The organism is Brevibacillus thermoruber 423 (genome assembly GCF_000454065.1).
In the GTDB taxonomy this organism is placed as follows: domain Bacteria; phylum Bacillota; class Bacilli; order Brevibacillales; family Brevibacillaceae; genus Brevibacillus; species Brevibacillus thermoruber.
The window spans coordinates 1-699 of the sequence record NZ_ATNE01000025.1 but is presented as its reverse complement, the minus strand read 5'-3'; the positions used below and the strand labels follow the sequence as shown (position 1 = coordinate 699).

At 51.4% G+C, this 699-nt stretch carries 1 protein-coding gene; it reads left to right on the top strand.

Features of this window, described 5'->3' with window-relative positions:
* The coding region (istA, locus tag M516_RS24580) for an IS21 family transposase (RefSeq protein ID WP_029098130.1) at positions 1 to 699 on the top strand (699 nt) is incomplete at both ends.

Genomic DNA, 699 nt, shown 5'->3' with positions numbered 1-699 from the left:
GGGGAGGGATCGAAAAACCATTCGTAAGTGGCTAAACAAGAAGGAACCTGAATCCTATCAGCGAAAGGTCACTCGTCTCGGCAAGCTGGATCCGTTCAAGGATTACGTTCGCCGCCGAATGGAGGAAGGTTGCCTGAATGCGAGAGTTATCCTGGAAGAAATCAAGGCAAAAGGGTATACCGGTGGGATTACCACTCTGCGAGTCTTCATGAAACCGTTCCGGCCCACCGTCATCAGCAAAACCACCGTCCGATTTGAAACAGATCCCGGATACCAAGCCCAAGTCGATTGGGGACGGTTTACGGTGGACTGGCACGGCAAACCAAAACGGCTCTATGCGTTTGTCATGGTCCTCAGCTATTCTCGCATGATGTATCTGGAGTTCACTGAAGATGAGAAGTTGGATACGCTCATCAGTTGTCACCATCGGGCTTTTGAGTATTTTGGAGGGGGTACGGAGGTGATGCTGTACGACAACATGAAGACCGTTGTGAAAGACAGAGATGAACAGGGCCATCCCGTCTGGAATGAGCGTTTTTCCCGATTTGCCAGCCACCACGGCTTCCTTCTTACGAGCTGCCGGCCCTATCGCGCTCGCACTAAAGGAAAGGTCGAAAACGGAATTGGCTATGTTCGCAAGAACTTTTGGCCGCGAGTTCGGGAATTCAAGGGAGTAGACGATCTGAATCGTCAAGCTCG